The sequence below is a fragment of the Leptospira bourretii genome (assembly GCF_004770145.1).
GTDB lineage: Bacteria > Spirochaetota > Leptospiria > Leptospirales > Leptospiraceae > Leptospira_A > Leptospira_A bourretii.
On sequence record NZ_RQFW01000019.1, the window covers coordinates 134435 to 156914 of the forward strand.

At 37.2% G+C, this 22480-nt stretch carries 15 protein-coding genes; 3 read left to right on the top strand and 12 right to left on the bottom strand.

The window, feature by feature from the left end:
- Window position 1: 1 nt before the first annotated feature.
- Window positions 2–1171 carry an MBOAT family O-acyltransferase gene (locus tag EHQ47_RS14940; RefSeq protein WP_244290375.1) on the bottom strand — a complete coding sequence of 390 codons (1170 nt, stop codon included), beginning with the start codon at window positions 1169–1171 and terminating at the stop codon, window positions 2–4.
- A 280-nt stretch (window positions 1172–1451) separates the two neighbouring features.
- A complete protein-coding gene (locus tag EHQ47_RS14945) occupies window positions 1452–2633 on the bottom strand; it encodes a class I SAM-dependent rRNA methyltransferase (RefSeq protein WP_135777493.1) in 1182 nt (393 codons plus the stop codon).
- A gap of 30 nt (window positions 2634–2663) precedes the next feature.
- Between EHQ47_RS14945 and EHQ47_RS14950 the strand changes: the two genes are divergently transcribed.
- The gene (locus EHQ47_RS14950) at window positions 2664–5213 is read left to right on the top strand and encodes a SpoIIE family protein phosphatase (RefSeq protein WP_135777494.1); all 2550 of its coding nucleotides are present in this window, start codon (window positions 2664–2666) and stop codon (window positions 5211–5213) included.
- Here the strand turns inward: EHQ47_RS14950 and EHQ47_RS14955 are convergent.
- From EHQ47_RS14955 to EHQ47_RS14990, 8 genes are all read right to left on the bottom strand, one after another.
- Window positions 5193–6032 carry an undecaprenyl-diphosphate phosphatase gene (locus EHQ47_RS14955; RefSeq protein WP_135777495.1) on the bottom strand — a complete coding sequence of 280 codons (840 nt, stop codon included), beginning with the start codon at window positions 6030–6032 and terminating at the stop codon, window positions 5193–5195. The two genes, EHQ47_RS14950 and EHQ47_RS14955, sit on opposite strands and share 21 nt — an antisense overlap.
- A 9-nt stretch (window positions 6033–6041) precedes the next feature.
- A complete protein-coding gene (locus EHQ47_RS14960; RefSeq protein WP_004788544.1) occupies window positions 6042–6710 on the bottom strand; it encodes a lipoprotein LipL31 in 669 nt (222 codons plus the stop codon).
- Window positions 6711–6810: 100 nt separating this feature from the next.
- Window positions 6811–10233 carry a transcription-repair coupling factor gene (gene mfd, locus EHQ47_RS14965; protein ID WP_135748187.1) on the bottom strand — a complete coding sequence of 1141 codons (3423 nt, stop codon included), beginning with the start codon at window positions 10231–10233 and terminating at the stop codon, window positions 6811–6813.
- Entirely contained in the window at window positions 10234–11094 is an 861-nt protein-coding gene (panC, locus tag EHQ47_RS14970; RefSeq protein WP_135748186.1) for a pantoate--beta-alanine ligase, read from the bottom strand.
- On the bottom strand, window positions 11091–12383 hold the full coding sequence (hisD, locus tag EHQ47_RS14975) for a histidinol dehydrogenase (RefSeq protein WP_135748185.1): 1293 nt from the start codon (window positions 12381–12383) through the stop codon (window positions 11091–11093). Before hisD ends, panC begins: the two co-directional genes overlap by 4 nt.
- 43 nt (window positions 12384–12426) lie before the next feature.
- On the bottom strand, window positions 12427–13608 hold the full coding sequence (locus EHQ47_RS14980; RefSeq protein WP_135777496.1) for an LIC11435 family protein: 1182 nt from the start codon (window positions 13606–13608) through the stop codon (window positions 12427–12429).
- Window positions 13598–15724, bottom strand: a complete 2127-nt coding sequence (locus tag EHQ47_RS14985; RefSeq protein WP_208727450.1) for a FecR family protein — start codon at window positions 15722–15724, stop codon at window positions 13598–13600. Before EHQ47_RS14985 ends, EHQ47_RS14980 begins: the two co-directional genes overlap by 11 nt.
- Before the next feature lie 5 nt (window positions 15725–15729).
- Window positions 15730–18486, bottom strand: a complete 2757-nt coding sequence (locus EHQ47_RS14990; protein ID WP_135777497.1) for an adenylate/guanylate cyclase domain-containing protein — start codon at window positions 18484–18486, stop codon at window positions 15730–15732.
- A gap of 50 nt (window positions 18487–18536) precedes the next feature.
- Here EHQ47_RS14990 and EHQ47_RS14995 point away from each other — a divergent pair, with 50 nt between their 5' ends.
- A complete protein-coding gene (locus EHQ47_RS14995; protein WP_135748182.1) occupies window positions 18537–19307 on the top strand; it encodes an exodeoxyribonuclease III in 771 nt (256 codons plus the stop codon).
- Window positions 19308–19337: 30 nt separating this feature from the next.
- Window positions 19338–20309 (top strand): LEA/WHy family protein, encoded by a 972-nt coding sequence (locus EHQ47_RS15000; protein WP_135777498.1) that lies wholly within the window; start codon window positions 19338–19340, stop codon window positions 20307–20309.
- A 46-nt stretch (window positions 20310–20355) separates the two neighbouring features.
- Here EHQ47_RS15000 and EHQ47_RS15005 read toward each other — a convergent pair whose 3' ends face one another.
- Both EHQ47_RS15005 and mgtE read right to left on the bottom strand, forming a co-directional pair.
- Window positions 20356–20991, bottom strand: coding sequence for an LA_2219 family laminin/E-cadherin/plasminogen-binding protein (locus EHQ47_RS15005; protein ID WP_135748180.1), 636 nt, complete (start codon window positions 20989–20991; stop codon window positions 20356–20358).
- A 62-nt stretch (window positions 20992–21053) separates the two neighbouring features.
- Window positions 21054–22457: a magnesium transporter gene (gene mgtE, locus EHQ47_RS15010; protein WP_135693540.1), complete on the bottom strand. Its 1404-nt coding sequence runs from the start codon at window positions 22455–22457 to the stop codon at window positions 21054–21056.
- Window positions 22458–22480: the final 23 nt, after the last annotated feature.

Consider the following 22480-nt stretch of genomic DNA (forward strand, 5'->3'; position numbering starts at 1 on the left):
ATTAAAATTGGAAGTAGATAAATTCCGTTCCTCCTGGTGCTAAATAACCCAATAAGATGGTAACAACCAATGAAAATAACAACAGAAAACTAACGGAAGTTTTGGTTGACCAATTCTCTCTAGGAAAACTTGGTTTCGTTTGTAAATAGTTGAGTAAAAAAGTAAGAGCCAAACAATATGCGATAACTTCTAGTTTGTTCGTTCGTTCTCCAGATCCAGCACTAAAAACCTTAGCAATCATAACTAATGATTTTTGTACAGTTGGTGCATTAAAGAAAGCAAGTGTAAAAACAAAAAAGGAAAATGCATAAATCATTCCCAATACTTGTTTCCATTTGGGGAGAATTGCGTTCTTATCTGGTTTGCGGATTAATTCAATTTTTCGTTCTACACAAAGGAGAAAACCATGCAAAAACCCCCAAATGATAAAAGTAAAATTGGCCCCATGCCAAAATCCTGCCAGTGTAAACGTAACAATCAAATTCAGGTATCCGCGATATTCGGAAACACGAGAACCACCTAATGGAAAGTAAATATAATCTTTGATCCAAGTGGCAAGAGTCATATGCCAACGAGTCCATATTTCCCTAACAGATCTGGATAAATATGGTGCATGAAAATTCTCTGGTAAATTAATTCCTAAAAGTTTCCCAAGACCTCTTGCCAAATCAGTATAGCCGCTAAAATCACAATATACCCTTGCCGCATATCCGAACCAAGCCACAAGATTAGTAAAACCATCAAACTGATCAGGATTCTGAAAAATTGGTTCGATGACAGGCGAAAGATTATCGGCAATTACGACCTTCTTAAATAATCCAAGAAATACTAGATAGTAGCCTTCAAATAATTGTTCTTTTTTTGCATTCCAAACTTCTAATTGGTAAAAAAATTCTCCATGCCTTACGATAGGACCTGCAACTAGTTGTGGAAAGAAAAAGATAAACAGCGCAAACTGAAAAAAGTTTGGATTCTCTTCAGCATTTCCTCTTTTGATATCAATGGTATAAGCAACCATTTGAAAGGTATAAAAACTGATGGCCAATGGAAGGGTAATCGATTCAAATCCAAACTGCGATTGTAGTAAGTTTTGGATGGTTTCGGGAGCAAAAAAAATGTTACCTGTGAGCTGGAAAACAAGCGCCCAAACAAAATAGAAATACTTGAACAAAAAAAGATTTCCAAAGTTAACGAGCAAAGAAACCGGATACCAAAAGGAGGACTTATTTTTCAGAATCTGTTTATTAAAAAAATGATTTAACAAAACAATCAAGAGAAAGTGAAAAGCAAAAGGAATCGACCAGGCTGCATAAAATGCAAAAGAGGCCAAAAACAAAAACCCCAGGCGAAATTTGCCGCGGAACACCCAGTGTAAACAATACACAACAAGAAAGAACAAAAGAAAACTAAGGGACGTAAATTTCATTTTAAGATTTCACCAATATAATAGATCATATATCCCCATCAACCTGAATCACAAGCCCCTTTAGGTATTCTCCTTCCGGATGAAAGACAGAATATGCGTGGTCCGGGCTTTGGGTAAGATGGTGCAAAATTCTAACTCTCTTTTTGGCATCCTTTGCGGCACCGAAAACAATTTTTTTGAAAAGATCAAAGGAAATATGCTGTGAACAAGAAAAAGTAAAAATGAGTCCTCCCGTTTTTATTTTGGACATGGCCCTCATATTGATGTCCTTGTAACCTCGGCTTGCCTGGTTGACTGTACTGATACTTTTCGTAAACGCCGGAGGATCCAAAATGATTAAATCATAAAAATTGGAATCCATAGTCTTTAGATAATCGAAACTATCCAAAACCAAACTTTTGTGTTTTTCTGACTGCTGTTTTAAATTAATTCCATTTAGTTCTAAATTTCTTTCACAAAGTTCAATTGCCTGTTTCGATATATCTAAACTATGAACTGATTTTGCTTCAGCTAACAATGCATAAACAGAAAAAGCTCCAGAATAGGCAAAGGTATTTAAAACTATACGATCCTTTGCATAACGAGATACCAATGCCCGATTGTCTCTCTGGTCTAAAAAAAATCCTGTTTTTTGTCCCTTCGTAATGTCAGCAATAAACTTAATTCCATGTTCTTTAAATTCAGGTTCTGTTTCTGTTCCTTTATGGAAAATAGAATCTCCGCCAACTTTATCATCTGATTTTTCACGTCTTTCTAAAATAGTTTTGAAACCTTTTTGAGATAAAAATGAAACCAAAGATTCAGATAAACCGATAGCCCCTGGTGTTTTTAGTTGCATAACGGCTGTTTCATGGTAACAATCGACAACCACACCAGGTACACCATCGCCTTCTGAATGAAAAAGACGAAATCCAGTTGTCTCCTTGGGGAGAAGAGATCTTTTGGATTGATAAATTGCGTTCCATTTTTTTATCCAATATGCTTCATCACTTCCATTTTTCAATTCATCAAAAGAGAACAAACGAATGCGAATTTGGCTTTTGGGATCATAATGTCCCCAGGCTAAAAAAACACCTGATGATGATTCCACTCGTACAATGGAACCGGAAGGCAATCCCTTTTCTTCCGAAGCTATGGCGCCCGAAAATATCCAAGGATGAAAATTTAATACTGCTTTTTCTTTATTCTTTTTTAATCGAATGACCATTTTGAATCCATTTGGAAACATTACAGAGTTATGAACGTTCAAGTTCGTTTATATATGATAAAATCGATTCTCATTTTTCTTGTCTTTTCTTTTTCCCTACTCCACTCCCAAACATTACCAAATTCTACTACAAAAACCTATGAAAATGATATTGTTTCACTCGATACCAATCAAAACGATCCCGATTCATTTTGGTATATGATTGAAGAGGATTTGAGCGAAGAAAAAATCCAATCCATTACAGAGTCAAATTTCAAAACGAAAGAATGGAAACAAATCGCAGTTCCAGGAAATCTTTATCAAAATAAAGAACACTATGCAGCAAAAAAAACTGTCACACTTGCAAAATGGGTTCAGTTTCCACTGGATTCATCGAAACAATTAAGTTTTCGACTAGGAGTGATCAATGACAGGGACCGGACGTATTTAAACGGGAAATTGATAGGTCAAACAGGAGAATGGAATGCAACGGAACCACAAGCATATGACAAGTTACGATTCTACAATATTCCCTCTCAACTCATTCAGTATGGGAAAAAAAATCTTTTATTAATTAGAATCCAACCTTATTTCGGGAACTCCGGTGGGATCGAACAAGATGAGACCCTACTTGGACCCACAGATAAAGTCAATGCACGGTTTTTTAAAGACGAATTTATTAAGTTACTATTTCTGACGATTTACTCTACAGTCGGAGGTTACTTTCTCTTTTTGTTTATTCGAAGAAGAAAAGATAGGGAAAACTTGTTTTTTGCATTATTTTCCTTCTCGTTCGTCATTTATAATTTTTTAAGAAACCAACTTAAGTACGAATTTGAATTTTCATTTTTAGAAATGAAAAAATTAGAATACATGACAATTCTATTACTCATACCATTCATGTATCATTTTCTTCGCACCTTATTCGAAGAAAAATACCATATCCTTGGTAAAATTTTAGATGGAATTCAACTTGTTTGTTTTATCTATTTTGCACTGACTCATAACATAGAAACATTTAGTTTTTTACTGACTAACTTCATCCAACCAACCTGGGTTTTATATGTTATACTAATTTTTGCGATTCTTTTCAAAAACCTAAAGAAAAAAGAAAGGAGAGCATTTTATATTACCATCGGGCTTACGATCGTTCTTTTTGCAGCAGTCGTTGACACAGCCACTAATCGTAATTACTGGGTGTTCCCACGAATTATGGGATATACATTTCTTGTTTTCAATATCTCTCTTGCGATCATTCTCGCAAATTCATTTGTAAAACTAAATGAGGAAGTAGAAGATTTAAATAAAAACTTAGAAAAAAAAGTAGAGGAAAGAACTGACGCGTTAAATGAATCACTAAACCAATTACAAATTTTAAAAGAAAAACAAGATGGTGATTACTTTTTAACATCCCTTCTCATCCATCCACTTGCGCGCATCGACAACCAAATTCCAGAAATACATATCGAAACATATGTGAACCAAAAGAAAAAATTTCAATTTCGAGGCAAAGACGGAGAAATTGGCGGCGATATCTGTATTGTTGGTACTGTGCATTTGGAATTGGGAGAATATACTGTTTTTGCCAATGGAGATGCTATGGGAAAATCAATCCAAGGTGCAGGCGGCGCTTTGGTCTTAGGCGTTGTATTCCAAGCAGTACTTTCCCGAGCAAAATCAAGTTATACTAAATCAAGACCACCAGAACTTTGGCTAAAAGATTTATACGTGGAACTACAATCTGTATTTGTTAGTTTTGATGGATCAATGTTGTCCAGTGTTGTCCTTGGGATGGTCGCAAAAGATGGATTTGTTTACTATATCAACGCAGAACATCCTTGGAGTATTCTCTATAGAGATGGAGTTGCTTCATTTATTGAAACAGAACTTTCTATGAGAAAACTCGGCTTTCCCAAAAACGACCATTACTTTCAAATCAAAACCTTTGCGCTAGAACCAGGAGATACTTTACTCATTGGTTCAGATGGAAGAGATGACATCGGTTTTATCAAAGAGGAAAACGGCACAAGAATTATCAACGAAGATGAAACATTAATTCTACGTTTTGTGGAACGTTCTAAGTCAGATATCAATAATTTGGTTTATGAAATCGAAACAAATGGAGAAATCACTGATGACCTATCATTTCTAAAAATAGAATATTCTCCAAAAAACAGAAGGATGTCACTCCCTGACTTTGTCAAAAAAGAATATATAGAAATCAAAACGAAAGCAAAACAAGGGAAATATGAATTTGCATTGGAACAATTAGAAACTCTTATGGAAAAATTCCCTCATCCAAATTTCTATGCATTTGCAGGGAAATTGTATTATCAGTTGAAAAATTGGGGAGAAGCCATTCGGAATTTTAAACTGGCAACAAATGAAAATCCCAACAGAGAAGACTATCTCTATCTGACAGCTAAGACCTTATTCAAAAACAATCAAACACAAGAAGCTGTGATTTGGAGCGAACGACTGTTTTTACGAAATAAGTTTCACAAGCAGAATACAAAATTGTTTCTGCATCTGCTTGATTTAACAAAGAATATAGACAAAAAAGAGTTTTATTTAGAATTTTTAACCGCGGAAAAAGTATAAAACAACAAGGAGTCCAAGTAGAATTCGATAGATTCCGAAGGACAAAAAACTCCTTCTGCGGATAAATGCCATAAACAATCGAATGATAAAGTAACAAATTACAAAAGAAACTATGCTACCAAAAAAAAGAAGGCCAATGGTCTCCGAATTCAAAATCGCTCTGTGTTTATAAAGTTTATAAATACCTGCAAGAGTTAGGACGGGAATCGCAAGAAAAAAAGAAAACTCAGCAGAGTCTTTTTTCGAAACACCAAGAGTCCTTGCAGTGATGATGGTTGCTGCTGACCTTGAAACACCAGGTATCAAAGCGAAACATTGAAAAAGACCAACAAGTATGGACTCCTTCATCCCAATGATCCGACCATCCCCTTCGTCATAATGTTTTAATTCTACAAACACCATCACAAGACCTCCCACAAACCAAGAAAGTCCAAGGATTAACAGAAGATCAGGTCTCATTTTAATTTGGTCTAATATGTTTTTAAACAAAAAACCAAGAATGAGGATAGGAAGGATCCCAACAATTAAATTGCGATAGAATTCTAATCCTGATTTATCATCAGAAGTTTTGGTTACAAATTGAACGGCAGTTTTCGTATGTTTCCATAAAACTCTGAAATACAAAACTACAACAGAAAGTATTGCACCTGTTTGAATGAATATATCAAACAAATCCTCAAAGGCTTCATGATCAATTGTAAGGTTTTCAAAAGGAAAAAAGTAACTAAAAAGAAAAAGATGTCCTGTAGAGGAAACGGGAAGGAATTCCGTGGCAGCTTCAATGATGCCACGGAGAAACGCATTTAAAGTATTGTCCATTCCGACTTATTATTTTTTGTCAGCTGGTTCTTCCACTTTTTTCTTTGGTGCAAGGTATGCATCTAAGTCAAATTTATCATTACGTTTGATGGTAACTTCTTCTTTGATTCTTTCGACTACCAGAGGAAGTTGCTCTCTTGTTTGTAATTGTTTGATTTGTGCTTTTGCAAAAGTGAGGCATTTATCGATTGTTAGGTTTGCAATATTTCGATCCAAACCACGAAGTCTCTCACATTCTGCTTTTGCTTGTTCGTCAGTGATTTGGATTTTTTTCTCCACTTGTTCCGAAACATACATTTGAGCAATGGTTTGCATTTCCACTTGTTTAATCACTTCTGCAACATCTGGACGAGAAATGTATCCATTTTTCTCAGCAACAAGTCGAGTCATGATCATTTGGCGGTAAGTTTGATAGAAGTTCTTCTTTTGAAGTTGGTAGTTCAAATCTTGAAAGTTTTGAGGAACCTCATTGATGTCTTTTTCAATGAATTCCAAAAGAGTTTTCTTTTCGATATTTTGCAAACGACTGATCGAATCGAGAGCTGTATCGTAAGCTGCTTCAAAGTCTTTTACGGTAATTTTATGGTTATCCAAAGTTTCGATGACCGGAGAGGAGTCCGAACACTGAACGAGGAAAAGAGATGCCAAAAAAACAAACAAAGGAAGGATTTTAGTCATATTATTTTAGTGCCTGAAAGGATTTGGGATGATGGTTTCGTGAATTCCCGCAATGTCCATCCTTTTTTAAGCAGACTAGATTGAATCTAATGCTTAAAAATTAAGCGGCTAAAAATTCCAAAAGAGAGAGCAGTTTTTTGATTTTTTGTAGATCTTCGCGCTCCGGAATCGTATAACGCAATACAGATGGCTCTTGAGGCGAAATGAGCAAACCTTTGAACTTGGCCATGGCTTGGATCACACGGTCAGGATTTCCCCGAAAATACGTTCCACATTTGAATAAAATCTCTTCTGGTTTTTCCGTCACAAATTCGAAACCTAAATTGGAAGCCAAGGTGCGGATTTTTTCCAATTCCACGAAGGTCTTTGCAATTTGAGGCAGTTCCCCAAATCGGTCTTCCATCTCAAGGGAAAGTTCCTCGATTTCATCCAAATTCGCAGATCCTTCAAAACGTTTGTAAAACTCAATTTTCTGTTTTGTATCCGGGATATAATCATCTGGTAGATAGAAGTTTGTTTTCAAATTGACAGCTGTACGAACTTCCACTCGTATTTCTTCACCTTTGATTCGTGAAATCGCCTCTTCTAACATTTTGACGTATAGATCAAAACCGACTTCCATGATATCACCGGATTGTTCTTTCCCCAAAAGATTCCCTGCACCACGGATTTCTAAATCACGCATAGCGACCTTAAAACCAGAACCTAACTCTTGGTATTCGAAAATTGTATTAAGCCTCTTTTCTGCAAGTTCAGTCATCAGCTTTTTAGATGGATAAAACATATAGGCATAGGCTTTTCTATCAGAGCGACCAACACGTCCCCGAATCTGATATAACTGGGAAAGACCAAACATATCTGCCCGTTTTACAATCAGAGTATTGACATTGGGCATATCAATTCCTGATTCAATGATTGTTGTTGTGACTAAAATATCATATTTTTTTTCATAAAAATCGACTAAGGTTTCTTCGATTTCATCTTCGGTCAACTGACCGTGAAGAATACCAACAGAAACTTCCGGAACCAAAGAACGAATATAAGCGGCTTCTTCCTCAATCGATTCTACCCGATTATAAAGATAAAAAACTTGCCCACCTCTTTCTATTTCTTTCCGAATCGCTTCTTGAATGAGAGTGTCATCTTCTTCCAAAACATATGTTTCGACACTCTGTCTATTTTTTGGTGCAGTCGAAATTATTGAAAGTTCACGAATTCCAGTGAGAGCCATATGCAAAGTTCTCGGGATAGGAGTTGCTGTTAAGGTCAAAACATCCACAAGGTTTTTGAATTTTTTAATCGCCTCTTTGTGAGTGACACCAAACTTCTGTTCTTCGTCGATAATCAATAGACCTAAGTTTTTTGGTTTTACCTTTGAAGACAAAATAGCATGAGTTCCTATGAGCATGTCAATTTTACCTTCTGAAAAATTCTTTAGATCTTCTCGAATCTCAGCGGCAGAGCGAAAACGAGAGACAAAGGCAATTTTTACTGGGTAGTTCTCATATCTTTGTTTGAAAGTATTAAAATGTTGTAAGGAAAGGATGGTTGTGGGAGTGAGAAGCATTACTTGTTTCCCAGCCATAATTACCTTGAATGCCGCACGAATCGCAACTTCTGTTTTCCCGTATCCAACGTCACCGCAGACCAAACGATCCATTGGCCTTGCAGATTCTAAATCTTGTTTTACCGATTCAATTGCAGAAATTTGATCAGGGGTTTCTTCAAATTCAAAGGCAGCTTCAAATTCTTCCTGCCAAATGGTATCAGGTGGAAATGCAAAACCATTCAATTTCATTCGATTCGAATAAAGTAACACTAGTTCTTCGGCAAGTTTATCAACAGATTCCTGAACTCGATCCTTTGCTTTTTTCCAAGAATTTTTTCCGAGAGTGTCGAGTTTTGGTGTATCTGTACCGCCAATATATTTTTGAACTAACGAAATTTGATCGAGGGGAACAAATAAACTATCCCCACCTGCATATTCTAATTTTAAGAAGTCTCTTTCTTTTCCGTCTGCTTTTGTTCTTTCAATTTTGACAAATCGGCCCACACCATGATTGACATGCACTACATAGTCGCCTTCTTTCAAATCAATGAAAGATTCAATCATCTGGGAGGCTTGTTTTTTATAACGAGTTTTTCGTTTGTACTGACGCCCGAATAAATCATTATCAGTAAAAATATAGGTATTATCCTCTAAAACATGAAACCCACGTTTTAGGTCTGAAATCACTAAGTGAATTCCAGGTTTGACTGAATTAAGTGGAAGGGGTCTTGGTTCTTCCGATTCGGAATGAACAGTTTCTAATTCGTTTTCAGAAAATAATCCTTTTAATCGCATCATCTGAGCAGAAAAGGAAGATGTAATGAAAATTTTATTTTTGGGATCTTCGTTTAATAACTCTAAAAAATACTCTTTAGCCTCACGAATCTTACCACGAAAACCCCTAACTTCAGTAATAGGTTCATAAGAAAAATTTTTCTGGTGGTCTGGTAAAAGCGAAAATCGAATCCCTGGAGTTTCCTCAGAAATAAGTGTATTCCACTCCTCTCCAAAGGAAAGTAAATCTTCTGGTTTTAAACAGAGGGCTTCTTCTTTTTTCTTTTCGAAAAGAGTGTTGTATTCTCTTTCCATTCCATAAGAACGCTCTTTCGTATCAAAAAATCTAGGAAAAATGACAATTGGTTTCTTAGGAAAGAAGTTTAGAAAACCTTCGTGATTTCGAATCAGCGGAAGATGTTCCTCGATAATTTCTAATTCCGAGTCGATGGGAAGGCGTCTCTCTTTATGGGAAACCAAAATCTCCTGGTATTTTGTTTTCTCTTCTCGACTCACAATGGTTTCGTTTGCTGCCGTAATGACAATTTCTTGAATTTTTGCAATGGACTTTTGGGTATTGGGATCGAAGGTTCGAATTTCATCCACTGTATCGCCGAAAAAATCGATCCGCACAGGGTTTGCCAAATAAGGAGTGTAAATATCTAAAATTCCACCCTTTAAACTAAAATGACCAAACTGTTCGCAAACCTCTTCCCTATGGTATCCTAAATTGACCAAATCGGATAATAATCGATCTAAAGGAAAATCTTTTCCCAATTTTAATGTAATGGATTTTCCTTTTAAACTATCTTTTACCGGAAGTTTTCTAAGAAGAGCAGAAACTGAAGTGACCACCAAACAACGATTTCCTGACAAAATACGATTGATGGTAAGAATCCTATCACGTTTCCATTCCATTTGCCATTTTGTATACTCATAAGGAATATTTTCTGGACCAGGAAAATAAAAGATTTCCTCTTGTGGTAAAAAACTCAAAAGTTCTCTAGAAAAACTCTCTGCATCTTGATTAGTCGGTAGTACAACTAAAAAAGTAGAATCAGAGTTAAGTGTTTCATACAAAGAACCTGTCACAAAAGAATGAGCCGATTCTGGAATCCCACTCAAATTGACTAAGGTAGTCTTTATTTCAGATAATACAAGTTTCGGATTAAATTTTCGATCTTCGATTTCTTTGGACATTTAAGTTTCATTTGGAATTTTAATTATCTGATTGTCGATGAGACGAACATCACCAACAAACACAGCCAATGCGAGAAGCACTTCTCCTTCCATTTTTTCAATCGGTTGGAGATCAATTGGATCTACGACTTCTAAATAATCAATACGAACTGAACTTCCTGTGAGCAAAAAATCCCTCAGAATTTCTTTCCAAAGAGGAAGGTTCCGTTCTCCACCAAAAACAGTTTTTTCAGCCAAGGCAAACATTCTTGGAATGAGACTTGCTGTTTCCCTGTCTTTAGGGTTCAGACGAACATTACGAGAACTCATTGCGAGCCCATCCGGCTCCCTTCGCGTGGGAACGCCAACCACTTCCAAAGGAAAATTAAGATTTTCGACCATGGCAGAAATCACCCGGAATTGTTGGTAGTCCTTCAGGCCAAAAAAAACAGTCGTAGGTTCGATTAAATGGAATAGTTTCGAAACAATTTGTAATACACCTTCAAAATGACCAGGCCTTGTGCGCCCACAAAGGTGTTTTTGTAATGTTGGGATACTCATTTGGATTGGAGTTTTAGTATCCGGATAAATGGTTTTGACTTCGGGTAAAAAAACCAAATCCACTCCCCTTTCTTCGCATAACTTCAAATCGGTTTTTGTATTCACCGGATAATTCTCAAAATCCTTTGGATCATTAAACTGAGTGGGATTTACGAAAATTGATACAATGGTTTTATCTGTTTTTTTCTTCGAAGTTTCTACCAAATCCATATGACCTGAATGCAAACTTCCCATGGTAGGACAAAAACCAATGGAGGATCCTTCCCTTTTCCATATTCCAATTTGTTTCTTTAGTTCTGGAATGTTAGATATAACGATCACAATGATTCCTCTGTACGAACCTTAACACTAGTTCCATGCTCTTCATCCAATCCCTCTAATTCCGACATCAATTTTACAAATGGATAAAGTGTTTCTAAGGATTCTTTTGTTACTTCTTGGAAAGTTACTCGTTTCAAAAATGTATCCACTCCAAGAGAAGAATAAATTCGACTCCCTCTGGCAGTGGGAAGGATATGATTGGTGCCACTAATATAATCCCCCATAGCCACTGGAGAATATGGACCAATAAAAACACTGCCGGCATGTTCAATTTTTGAAAAAACGGATTCGTTATCTTTTGTTTGAATTTCTAAATGTTCGGGAGCCAACTCATTCGAAAACCAAATACAATCTTCTATACTCGGAAAAACCAAAATAGCTGAATTTTTATAAATGGAATTTTGTTTCATCTCTAAACGTTTGGGGCGTGCAACAAAGGCTTTTTCCAATTCTTCACTTACCTTTTTTGCAAAATCTTCCTCTGTTGTGAGTAAAATGGCAGAAGAATCTTCCCCATGTTCTGCTTGCGATAACATATCACAGGCGATCCATTTTGGGTTAGCAGAAGAATCAGCAATAATACAAACCTCACTTGGGCCAGCAGGACTATCAATACCAATGATTCCTTGCCCAGCTAAATACGATTTTGCGGCTGCTACATATGCATTTCCAGGACCAACAATGAATTCTGATTTTGGAATGGATTCAGTTCCGTAAGCGGCTGCTGCAATTCCCTGTGCTCCACCGATTGTGACAATGCGATTTACTTCCAAAATTTGGCAGAGCCAAACAAGAATATCCGGAAGACCATCTTTTTGTGGCGGAGTGATGAGTTGGATATTTTTGACTCCTGCAATTTTGGCAGGGATCACACCCATGAGAACACTAGATGGATACAGTGCCTTCCCACCAGGAGCATAAACAGAAAGAGAAGGAATGGGAGTGTATTTGACACCCAATCGGTTGCCATCAATGGTCCTTGACCATGACTCTCTTTTTTGTGCCTCGTGAAAGGCTTCGATATTCGATTTAGCCCGAAGGAAGGCTTCTTTCACATTTTGATCTAGATTTGTTTGTATGGAATGCGGATCAAGGCTAACCGAATGTAACTGAATCCCGTCAAATTTTTCTGTGTATTCGATAAGGGCTTTGTCTCCCCTCGTTCGAACGGCCTCTAAGATTGGAAGGATTTTTGCCGTAGCAGAACTCAGGTCTTCTTTCGCTCCCGAAAGGAAACGATCCAATTCTTTTTTAGAATTTCTGTCGGAACGTAAAATGGGAATCGGCATAAAATCAGCATGAGGGGAAGACCTTCCCTAAACAAGCTTTTTGTCAGAAACGGGAAGAGAATTCGATTTGGTACCTCGAGCCGTATTCATAGGCAAATTTTGATTGGTTCCAACCGGCATCCGTACTGACGGAAGCTTGCACACGTTTGTTCGTTTCACCCAGAGGAAATCCAGGTTCGTTGTTTGCAACATTCCGTTTGGCTGAAAAATAAGAATCTACAATATTATAGAGTAAAAATACACCTAAAATCCCAGCTCCCGCCTGGATTACACCTAACTCAGACTTAGCGGAGTTAAATTTTGCTTCGGCATTGGTTCTGTTGATTAACCATAAAACTTGCGTATCCTGTCTCTCCACAAGCAAAGCTCCCAATAGGACTGCTGATTGGTAATCTGATCTAGCACTTAAAAACCGATTATAGGAATTGGCATAGATAGCAACCGCAGACAAGGCCACAACTGGAAATACATATAGTTTCCAATTGTTTCCATCAATATATTTTTGGCCCCAACCTGGTAGGACGGTCGATCTCCAAAGTGTGGAAAAATAAGGAGTTTCATAGTAGTCTTCAGGGATTTCTTTTTTTACGATTCGCTCTTGCCTTTGGGCAAACCGAGCTGCTTTTTCTTTTGAGTCTGATAAAACAACTCTTTGTTTGGCGGTAAGCACTTTATTCCTTGGATTTTCCAAAACCAAATCATAAATACCTGTATCAGTATCTGCATCTACTGCGAAAGTTGCTTTGGCTACCGAATCAGATTCAATCACTACTTTTTTAGCGAGAATTCTTTTTCCACCAGTCACCATATAAACTTTCATAGGACTGATAAAATCTTTTCCCTCTAACAAAAATACTTTTTCTTTTTCTTCCTTGGACACAGAGTATACTGAATCTTTCGTTAATGTCGGAACCTTAGAAACAACAACTTCAAATCTTACCCATTCCGAATAACTTCCTACTTTACCAAGTTTATTAATTACAGCAACTCTGTGTTCATAAATCCCAGAAGTATAGTTTACCAAGTCGTAACTTGTTCCATTCACTCTTTCTGAAAGAACAAGATAGCCACTGGAATTTTTAATTTCTAAAACATATCCTGTCGCACCTTCTACGTCTAACCAACGCAACTGGTATTGAGTTCCATCTTCATTACTTGATTGTGATACAAGAGAAGAAGTAAAAACCAAAAGTAAAATGAAAAAAAACCGAAAGTTATTCCACATAAATCTTCCCTGGTGTTAGGATTTTTGGAACCTTTAGTTCTGGAACTGAAATAAAAAAATCCTGTTTATTATAAGCAGATTCGCGTTCGGTTCCATCTGCTTGTTTGTAGAGTGCCGCAACTTCCCAACGGAACCTTCCTACATTCAATTTTTGAATTTCGTTAAATTGGAATCTTGTAGAGTTAATCCTTTCATTCAAAACTTGTTTTTCCCTGATCCCAGAAATATCGATCAAACGAATTCGGTAACTAAAAACTTTCTCTACTGGTTTCCATGTGAATAAAATAGAATTTCTAGAGAACAAATCGACAGTTTCATTTCGACTTGGACTCACCAAACTAGGCGGTTCCATATTCGAAATCATTTGAAAACTGCGAGGTGGACTAACATCCGATAAATCAGCTCCAACGGGTCGCACTCTCCAAAAAAATCTGCCCAAATCTTTAGATTTGAATTCAAAATAATTACCAGAAACCGTTTCCTTTGTGAGAAGAGGTTGGAAATCTGATCCTTTTGCAATTTCGATTTCGTAACTTGATTTCCCTGTTAATTTTTTCCACTTTAGAATGACAACAGAACGTTCATCCACTTCCACCTCAGCTCCGTTTGCTGGTGCTATTAATTCCATTTCTTCTTTGGCAATTACCGTAAATGTATTGGGCTTTGATTCCAATGTCGTTCCATTCGAACCAATTCCTTTCACTCTCCAAAAATAGGTTCCGACTCCAAGACCACTTGGTAGTTTTAGAAAATTATTTTTGATAGTCTCCGTCTTGACTTTTGATGAAAAATTAGAATCAGAACTCAGTTCCCACTCATATTGAATAAAGTCTTTATCATCCTTCCAAGAAAAGAAAAGTTGCGACTTGGTTTGTTCCTCTGCGAAACTTTTTCCTTTGTTTGGTTCTAGAAGCTCTGGAGGAGTCAGATTTGTCTTTTTTGTGACTTGAAAACTAATAACAGAGGAAACCTTCTCCGAAATTCCAGGGAGATTGGATTTTGCTTGGATCTTAGCAAAATAATTCCCTTCTTTTAGAGAATCAAAGGCTAAGGATTGATTTTGAGTTTGTTTTGAAACAACGATATCTGAAAAATTTGTATCCTTAGCGACAAGGACTGTATAAGAAGAATAAAGATCCAGAGGATTCCATACAAAACGAACCACAGGAACTTCCTGGGTATAAGAAAAAACTTCGTTTGATTTAGGACTTAAGATTTTTAATGAAGGATCACTTAAAATTCTAAACTGAAACACCTCTGTTGTTTGTTTGGATTTTGAGTTTGGGTCTTCATACGAAACCCTCCAATAATACGAACCTGAACTTAATTTTTTAGATAGGTTTGGTGAAGTTAACTTTTCTTTGACTAAAGATTTGGAAAAATCAGGGAATAATGAAATTTCAATCGTTGGATTTGTTTGTTTGGATTGGTCCTGTTTCCAACCAGATATCGTAAATAAAATCTTCTCTGACCCCGATTCGGAAAGAATATTTTTTCTATCCTCAGGCCCCACCAAACGATACACAGGTTTTCCCACTTTCACACCAGATTCTGTAACATTTGCCACTTGGTCTTTGGCTATCGTTTCTTCTTTTCCATTAGTAGTGAGTTTTGCTTCCCCTTGGTCTACTTTGATGTTTAATTCAGATTTTGTTTTATCAAGTTTGACATCCCCGCTTGCTACTTGTACTGTTTTATCACCAGCGGTAATGTTCATTTTCATATCACCAGAAACTGTTCCTTCACGGGCAGCTTCAAATGATCCATAAGCAAAATTAATATTAATATTCCTATCTGAAATATCCAAAAGAATCATTGAATTTTCGGATATATTGATTTTTGTTCCATCATTTAACGTGAGTACCGCGTCAGATAGTCCTTCTGTACGAATTGTATCTCTATTTTTTACTTCCGTTTTGGATTCAATTAAATCCCAAACAACTGCATCATTATACTTCCGTAGAACAGTTTTATTTTTAAAAGTAATCACTCCAATCGTAGGGCTTGAAGAGTCAATGAAACGATCATTTAAATTTCGATAGAGAAAGTATGAGAATACAAGAATTAATAAAACTAAAGCAGTTACAACAAATCTTGTATCGTTCAACCATCTCATAAAACTTATTTATGTGTCCTTGTGAACACACCGTCCCAATCAAAATCAGGTGGGTTGATTTTATATTCTTCACAACGTTCAATGAGCATATGACAGGATTTATCTTTTTGGCCCTTTGTCTTTTCGGATTCCTTAAAATATTGAATCGCAGAAACCCAGTTTTTCTCTAAATATGCTTTGAATCCGGCTTCATAAATCTCTGCTGCTTCGATCTGATTTGGTGAAACCAAAGATTTGTAACCGATTAGTTCATGAATTTTGACAGGTTCATTTTTTCCTTTTACCCGGACCAAATCCAAATAACGAGTCACCATTTCCTCTTGGATGGCCGCTTGGATCGGATCCGTAATCAGAATGTTTACTCCATAATCCTTACCTGCCGCTTCCAACCTGGCTGCAAGGTTGACTGTATCACCCATCATCGTGTAAGAAGCTAAGGCATCTGTTCCCATAAAACCAACCTTAGCTGGCCCAGAATTGAGTCCAATTCGAGCATCCATCACTTGAGCTTCTTTGGAATAAAGGTTGTTTTTTGTCCAATAGTCCCTTAGCTCAGCAAGTTTCATCACCATATCAACACTGGCACGAGCTGCCTTTAGTTCGTGATCTATTACAGGAACTGGAGCGTTAAAAATTCCGACAATCGCATCCCCAATGTATTTATCTAAAACTCCTTCGTGTTTCTTCAGAAGAAGGGTCATGGCGGATAAATATTCATTTAGTAAAGCAGCAAGATCCGCGGACTTTAATTGTTCGGAGATTGTTGAAAAACTTGCAACATCAGAGAAAAAGGCAGTGATATGAGTTTCTGATCCTCGTTTCAAAGCAGCAAGATCTACCATGGCTTCTTGGACCACAACTGGATCAATCATACTTCCCAGAATGTTTTTTACCTTCTCTCTTTCTTCCAAACCTTGTCCCATATCAATAAAGTATTTGGTAAGAAGACCAACCTCATCTTGAGTCGTTGGTTTGATTCCTATTTTAAAATTACCTTTTGCAATTTCTAAAGTGGCAGAGAGAAGTTGTAATACAGGCTTTGTAATTGTTTTAGAAAAGAAAAACACAAAGATCAGTGCCGCACAAAGTCCAATTCCTGCTATGTAAAGATTTGTTTTTTGGCTTCTATAAACATCAGCAAATGCTTTTTCTTCTGAAACAATCGTAATCACTCCTGCATCAGCAAATCCAATCTTTTGAAAGGATCCTAAATAAGAACCACCTAATTCTTCATCGATATAACTCATTTGCCCCGTATTGGGAGCACTCGTTAACATTGATTTTACGATTGGCATAGAAGCAAGGTCAGTGGCCGCAAGAATTAAGTCTTCTTTCGGATGAGCAAGGGCAGTCCCATTCCCGTTTACCATAAAGGTAGTTTCGATTCCTTTTTTAGAGAATGCTCCAATGATTTTGTTTAATTTAACAATCATCACAAGAGCGTTGTCCAATTCCCCATTTTCAGAAGTGGGAATGGCAATGGCGAAGGATGGTTCTTGAAATCCAGGGCTTGAGTTTAAAAGTACAGCTTGTCCATTAAAGGCCTCAGCCAAAGCATCTCGATTGCGATTTACAACATTATGAAAATCTTCTTCTGTAACAGAACTTTTTTTCAGTTCCTCTTCGTTGAATACCTCTCGTTTCATAATGAGAGTATTTTCTTTTTTTTCAAAAATTCCTAAATAAATGAATTCTTTATCATTTTGAAAAAAAGTTTTGATCAGAAGTCTTCTTTCAGCTTCAGGAAGGCCTTGGGTTGTTAGGGTGATGGCAATTTGACGACCTTTTTCCACAACCCCCAGAATATCAGATTTAACTTTTGAACCAATAATTTCCGCAATACGAATGTTATTGTCTCGCAACTGAAGTTCAATGGATCTTTTAAAATAGAAAGAAGCAAAAAAGATAATTACCCCTACAGACAATGCAAAAAGAAAACTAATGACACCCATCATTTTTAACTGAAGGGAAAACTTGGTATTCGAAGATCCATCTAATGTATGTAATTCGGGAGACTCTGTAGTTTTAGGTTCTGTCGATTCCGCTTTCGATACAATTTCTACTGGAACCGGTTCTTTGGTCACAACTTCTTCAGCAAAGGAAGATTCAATTAAATCATAAGGATGGTTTGGTGACTCATCTTCAAAAGATGAAACCTCAGTTGGATTTTCAAAAGAAAGTTCAGAATTTGTGTCTGGATAAGAACCGTTTAGGTTTCCCGAAGCAACCAGAACCTCTTCTTTGATTTTTTTTCGTCCAGACTTTCCGACAAACTCCAGAGGAGGATAACTGAAATGAGTTTTTTTGGAATTTGTTTCTTTGGTAACCTGTGATTCTGAAACGGAACTTGTTTTTCCAGTAAGACCAAATTTATGGGATATACGATCAGGAGAAATTTTATCATCCCAAAGGTATTCTAATCTTGCAAAAACAGATCGTGCTTCCAATTCCATTCGTTTGGGGATCAGGACATAAATCGTTTTATCTTCACCTAACCTTGATAATTCGGTAGCCAGGTATTTATTGGTTGGGATATTATGAATGGATACAAAGGGAAACTCAATGCGATTGGTATCTGTTGGAATGCCCCAAAGCGGAGGTCCAAATCGGAATTCCAATTCCCCGGCACGCCGAGTTTGAAAGAATATAGTAATCCCCTCGTTCCAATCCCAGGTTTCTAGGCTTCCAGGGGATTCGTCCCAGAAGAGAAAAGCGAGTTTGGACGTTCGGAGGAACGGAATTTCAGCGGAAATTTCTATCATGCCTTTTTTAGTATCGACTTATTCGGCCAAACAATCGATCTCAATTCTAGATGAAAATCATCACGTTAAATTGCAACGGAATTCGCTCCAGTTTGAGCAAAGGTTTACTAGATTTTATACGTCAGGAAAATCCTGACATTATTTGTTTCCAAGAAACAAAGGCTCCTGTTTCAGAAATTGACCGATCGGAGTTTCGAAGTCTGGGTTATGAAGTCCATACCTGCATTGCAGAAAAACCAGGATACAGCGGAACGGCTGTTCTTACCAAATTCAAACCAAAATCAGTGGTTGTCGGATTTGGGGACGGAATCTATCGAAGTGAAGGTAGGTCCCTTTTTCTGGAATATCCAGATTTCTTTCTCTGGAATCTTTATTTTCCCTCGGGCACAAGCGGAGAAGAAAGACAAAAGGTAAAGTATACTTTCCTAGATTCCTTTTTTGACCTAGCAAAACCCTATACAAAGAAGAAAAAACCTTTGGTTGTTTGTGGGGATGTCAATATTGCACATACGGAATTGGATATCCACAACGCCAAGGGCAACCAAAAGAGTTCCGGATTCCTTCCAGAAGAAAGAGCCTGGGTTTCCAAGTTTTTAGATTCTGGATTTTTAGATTGTTTTCGAGTTTTGCAACCGGAGATCCGAGATGAATACTCGTGGTGGACATATCGGTTCCAAGCAAGAAAGAACAATAAGGGTTGGAGGATTGATTACTTTTTTATCACAAAATCTCCTTCATACAAATTGGAATCAGTATCAATCGCCAAAGAACCGATTCTCTCTGACCATGCACCGGTCGTTATGAAAATCCAATTCACTTGACAAAGTAGTTTTTTAGGAGATATTTCTGGGATGAAATTGGCCATCCCTATTCTTATCTCTCTTTTCACTTTCCAATGTTCTGTTCTCGGTGTGATTCAGGATAAAATTCCTTTGCCTGAATTTGAATTCGATTCCTTATCTATAAAAAATATCACACTCACAGATATCACACTTTCTGTTGTCACTTCCGTTGAAAATCCTTACCCAGTTTCCCTTCCCAGTTCCTTACTGGATATGGATATCAAAATAGAAGGTTTAAAACTTTCTCAAATCAAAACAGATTTAGGAGCCATTGAAGGGAAAAAAACAAAACAACTTCCTCTGGAAGTAAAACTTAAATATACGGATCTATTAAATTTATACAAAAAATTTCCAAACAAACCAATGTTAGAAGTAAGTGCCGAAGGAAATATGAAAGTTCCTATCCCAAAACAATGGCAACTTCTTGGAAAAGATTCCCTAAGTTTTCCTTTTGTCAAAAAACGAGAAATCCCCGCCATCCTTCCCAATGTTGAAATTAAAAACTTTAAAATCCTTATGCCCACAGAAGCAGAAATTCTGAGTGCATCAAATACGAATGTTTTGGCTGACACTGCCACCGGATTTTTGAAAGGGCTTCTGGGAGGATCAAAACAACCTGCAACTTCAGCGGCAAAAGCAGGTTTATCCAACTTAAAGTTAGACCTAAATACAGAATTTGATTTTATATTTTCTAATGAGGCAGCTTCCAATTTAAATCTGACAGGACTTAATTATGATTTAAATCTTGCTGGTGAAAACTTTTTAAACGGAACTCCAAAAGAAATTGTCAATTCTGGAAAAACGTCGACTGTTAAAATAGCAACAAAGTTTCCCATCACTTCGATTAGTTCATCGTTGTATAAAACGATTCAAAACAAATCGGCTCAATTTGACTTAAAAGGGGATTCTGGACTTAAGGTTCCTTCTGTTTCTGAACCTATTCCCTTCCAATACGAAAAACAAGGGAATTTTAAGTGGTAAGTATAGAAACGATTGGCATAAAAAGTAAACCGAAAGGAATCTCGGTTTACTTTTTCTTCTGTAACATCTGTTTGATTTCGTCTCTGGTTTTTCCAGGATACAGACGAATCTGATAACTAATCAAAAACTTAGTGATGATGGGTGTTCCATCTTTAGAGGAATGTTCATAATTAAAACGCGAAGCATCATTTTGAATGATCTTTGCCACGTCATTGATTCTTGGAACCCGACGGTCAAAGGCAATGGATTCCAATTTGCCTGTTACTGTATTGAGGCCAATGACGATCATCCCATCATCCACAAAACTTAAGAGGTCAAACTTTTTCATTTCCTCTTTGGAAAGTTCATCCCCACCGGCATCCGGTTTTCTACGAATTTTATCGGTATGACGGATTTGGCGGACCATATAGGAATCAGAAGCAATATAGACCCGAAAGATTTCTGTTGGGAGATCACTCTTTTTTTGGAAAAAAGGAATTTCTCCAGAGTTGTTTTGAACCTCTTCTCCTTTTTCGTTTAGGATGATTTCACCTTCGCCGCCAGGAGGTGGGAGTACATCCTTTGTTTGGTGTACTTCCTGACTGGTTTCAGTGTTGGCATTTGGATTGGTTTGCGGAGTGGATTGGCAACCGAGGATCAAAGAAAGTGAAACAACCGGTAAAAACAAAGGCAAGAATTTCATTTTGTCATCAGTATTTGGCCCTTTCCTTCACTGGCAAGAATTTAAAATCCAAGGGACAATCCCTAAATTAAATATTTTGCAAACACTGTGGCAAGTCCGAGGAAAAAGAAAAATCCACATACATCTGTGGTTGCTGTTACAAAGATCGATGAAGCAATCGCCGGGTCCACTCGCATCGCTTTTAAAACAATGGGAACAAGGGAACCAGTGAGAGATGCTACAATCATATTCACAAGCATAGCAGTTCCTACCACAAGCCCGAGTACAAGATTCCCTTTTACAAAAAAGATCATAAGACCCGTAACGGTTCCCAGTACAAACCCATTCAAAACACCGATCGTAAATTCTTTTCTGACCGCTTCCCACCAATTGGAAAAAGAAAGATCTCCAGTGGCAATATTACGAATAACAACTGTTACTGACTGTGTTCCAGCGTTCCCACCAAGACCTGCCACAATCGGCATAAGTGTCGCAAGAACCACAATTTGAGAGATAGTATCTTCAAAAAATGCAACAACGGTCGAACTCACAAAGGCAGTGAGTAAATTAACATTGAGCCAAATAATTCTACGTTTTACTGATTGTAAAATGGGGGTAGAAAGTCTTTCATCTTCAGAAACCCCGGCCATGAGGAGGATATCTTCTGAAGCTTCCTCTTCCACAATTTCTAAAACATCATCAACAGTGATCCGACCAATGATCCTTCCCAAATCATCCGTTACCGCGGCACTGAATAAATCGTATTTTTTAAAGGTATTGGCAACCTCTTCCTGATCCACGTCGTAATGAAAAGCAAATACTGAAAAATTGGTTATCTTTGCCACTTTGGTATTGATAGGAGTGAGAAATAAATCTTTTAAAGGAATGAATCCTTCTAAAACTCCATCTTCGTCTGTGACATACACTTGGTAGATATCTTCAATTTCTTTGGCTTTTTTTCGAACGTTTATGATTCCTTTGCGAACATTGTCTGTGATAGAAACTGTGGCAAAGTCTTTGGACATAAGTCGTCCTGCTGATGACTCGCGAAATCCAAGTTGGGAGCGAATTTCAAAACTATCGGCTTTACTTAAATTTGCTAAAACTAACTCTCGTTTAGCGCTAGGTAGATAGGAAAGAAGATATGTTGTTTCATCCGTTTCAATATGATTTAGAGTATTGGAGATTTCATCGACGGAAAGTTCCTCTAAAAAAGACTCTAAAGTCTCTTCCTCCATTTTGACTAAGGCATAGGCCTGGTCTTCTTTCGGAAGGATACGGAAAAGGTATAATTCCTCTTCCCTTTCTAAATCACGAAATAAAGTGACGATGTCTGCAGGGTGAGCCCCATCTAGCATCTCTTTTAATTGTTTTGAATTTTCTTCGGAAACTAGGGTTTTGATCTGTCCGACAAATTCATCATAGGAATCGCTCTCTCTGTCGATTTTGATTCGGAATTCGGACTCTTTCTTTCTTTCTTCTTCCATAAATCAGCGGATTTCCTGAAATT